The organism is Candidatus Macondimonas diazotrophica, from assembly GCF_004684205.1.
GTDB lineage: Bacteria > Pseudomonadota > Gammaproteobacteria > UBA5335 > UBA5335 > Macondimonas > Macondimonas diazotrophica.
In genome coordinates this window covers 1-2,848 of the sequence record NZ_SRIO01000045.1, presented here as the reverse complement: position 1 = coordinate 2,848, position 2,848 = coordinate 1, and the positions used below count along the sequence as shown (strand labels likewise).

At 54.8% G+C, this 2,848-nt stretch carries 2 protein-coding genes; both read right to left on the bottom strand.

The window, feature by feature from the left end; all coding sequences use genetic code 11:
• Nucleotides 1-50: 50 nt before the first annotated feature.
• The gene (locus tag E4680_RS13620; RefSeq protein ID WP_135282970.1) at nt 51-1,046 is read right to left on the bottom strand and encodes a hypothetical protein; all 996 of its coding nucleotides are present in this window, start codon (nt 1,044-1,046) and stop codon (nt 51-53) included.
• Nucleotides 1,047-1,048: 2 nt separating this feature from the next.
• Nucleotides 1,049-2,848, bottom strand: a 1,800-nt coding sequence (locus tag E4680_RS14170) for a WD40/YVTN/BNR-like repeat-containing protein (protein ID WP_205688948.1), incomplete at its 5' end; no start/stop codon positions are given.

Below are 2,848 nucleotides of genomic sequence, written 5' to 3'. Positions count from 1 at the left end.
ATAAGATGGCTGGCAATCGTTTCTGTTCTTCGGTGAGATTGACAGCCATCTTATGCTCCCGTTGCGCCGGAAATAATTTCCGAAGCACTCAAGTTGGTCATGGTATTCTGCGATCCGATGGCGGATGCAGCGGAACGTGCGGCGGCCTCAGCTCCGGAAATCGCTGCGCGGACTTGTTCAGATAGCGCCTTGACAAATGCATCGATCCGTACTTGATCTGTCTGCATCAGGTAAGTCGCCTTGTAATTGTCAGCGGTGAGTTGCATCTTGGCTTTATCATACAACACACCGTAGTATTTGATATAGGAATCCGTGAATACCTGCCGTGCTTGGATGATCGCAGATAGCTCAGTGTTCTTGTTACGGATCGCATCAACCAGGGCGCCGACGTAAGCCACGGCATCCTTGATGGCATCCACACGCATCTTGTTCAGTTCACCCAGCGCAAAGCGGATATTCTCCACGGCAAGCTCCTGTTGCTTGACCGCCATGTCAGAGGATACCTGGGCATTGGCTACGGCTGCGGCCTTACGGGCGGCATCGACACGAGCCAGCAAGGCTCCGGGCGGGATACCAAATCCTCGGGATGCAAAGTCCGCATACGCCTGCTGCTCCTGTGCGAGGCTCTCCATCGCATTACGGGATCGGGCGCGCTGGTAGATCGCATTCTCGATGTAGTCGGGAAGAATCTTTCCCCCTGTATCCACGATGCCTTCCAGCTTTTCGCGGAGGTATTCATCCCGGACAGAATAATCCGGGTAATACTTGTCCATGAAAGCCGAGAAGTTATCCTTTACAAGTGTGTCGTAAACCGACACCCCTGAATCCACCATACTCATAATTGTAGAGGTGAGGTCCTCCGGAGGAAGCGTGGGGTCCACCGGTGGAATCCATTCGAGGTCGGGCAAATCAACATCGGGGAGATTGTAAGCTTCCGCCGCATTGATCGCGGAGTTCGCCCATGCATTAGCCAGCGCTACCTGGTTCTCACCAAGCTGTCGGGTGGACGCTAGAATTGTATCGATCGAGTCAAGCGCCGAAGCCATGATTACCGCACCCTGCGAGAAAGGACAACTGGAAGAATTGTAACAGATTCAAGGCTGAAGTCACCCCCCATGACATTGCCAATCTGGAACGCCCAGTAGCGGGATTTTACGCCTTTCGGTAGCGGAACCCGGTATTCGTGCACCCCCTCACGGCGTGCTTCAAGTTCATACCACCGCTCAACATTTCCTTCCGTGATCGTCTTCAGTGCCATCTTGCCGTCAGCCCACATACCGAGATAAACCCGGTTCACATTCTTAAGATGCGAATCCCCGAAGTCACTGATCGGTAATTCAATTTCGGCAGGAATGATAGCCCCGGCATCCGTATCGCCGCCTAGTGTGTAGATGGTCGCGCCATCCGTTGTGTAGACCGTGCCGTCTACCTCGGCCATGCTGGTGAAGAAGAAGTTATTGTAAGTGGTCGTGGCCCTTGTCTCCGTGTTAACAACCCAGCAATCCCATACATCATCCTCGGGATTATCATCCGGATCAGGAGACCCAACCCTCGGGCCAAACAACATGCCGCTGATCAACCCTTCGGAGATGGTAGCGCGCAACGCAGCGATCAGGGATTGGGTGTCATCCCCCGCCATACCTTCGGACAGATCCAGCACGATGGTCCCGCCAATGATGTGGTCCTCAGACACCGACATCTGTTCAGCCATCGTCAAGAGAAACGCCAGCGCGGCGGCTGTAGCCGTATCGTCCGCCTCCAACGCTTCCTGGATCAGAATCAGTAGGCCATAGGTATAGCTGAATCCGTCTGCTGTTTTATACGCGGATTCCAGGACATGGGGACCGGCGATAAAGTTCGCCTCGTGAAGCGTCGCATTCTCACCTGCCAAGCTATAGGCCGTAACTCCAGCGGTTACATTCGGTACAAGCGCGCCGTATTCTTCCTGCATGTTCTCGATCAGAACCTCCGGAAACCCGCCATGGTCCCGAGCGCTCTCATCTATCTGATTGGCGTAGTGCACGATCACACTGAAACTGTCATCCATGGTACAGGCATCTTCCTCCGGTATCATGCTCATATCGGATAACAGGGAGCCAGACAGGATGACCGACTCATCCCCGACCAGATAGTAGGTGCCCCCTTCTACGGCACCTCCGCGAATATCGGAAGTCGTTCCACTGGCCGCTGGCGACCATGTATACCCACCATTCTGCGAGGTCAGCATGACCCCGCCTTCGCCGGCAGCTACAAAGATGTTCGATTCGCCAATAACCGTATAGAGGTCATTAGCCGTGCCGCTGGTCAAGGCTACCCAAGTCTGCCCGTTATCGCTGCTGTAGATGATCGTGCCGTTGGCCCCTACTGCCACTAGGTTCAGGCTGTCGTAATGAATCGCAAAGAGATCTTCAGTAGTTGGCGACTCGATAGTCGTCCATGTATACCCGCCGTCGGTGCTCCTATAAATGGACCCGTTTGCCCCCACTCGTACGATGGCAGTAGGCGTAACCGCCATTGCATAGCTGTCGTTCTCCAGACCGCTGGGGATGTAGACGAAGTTAGAGCCATCCTGGGATACTAGGGTAGCACCCCCCGCCGTAGAAGCGACTACGGAGCCTGTCCGTAGCTCGTACACAACGGATGTGATAGCGTCGGTTGTCCCAACCTTCACGACATTGAGTGGCCCACCAATACCATCCTGGACAACGACAAGACCGTTCGCGCCCACGGCTACATGGCCGTTGGGGGTGGAGACTATATCGTAGATGCTACGACCCCCAACCCCGCCGTTGACCGCGTAGGGCGACGTGGCGAATGGGTCATTTATGTTGGCGTAATCCAACCCCCC

Bases quoted from the DNA above. Each gene is read 5' to 3' on its own strand.
- E4680_RS13620 (WP_135282970.1), bottom strand. From the start codon at position 1,046: ATGGCTTCGGCGCTTGACTCGATCGATACAATTCTAGCGTCCACCCGA.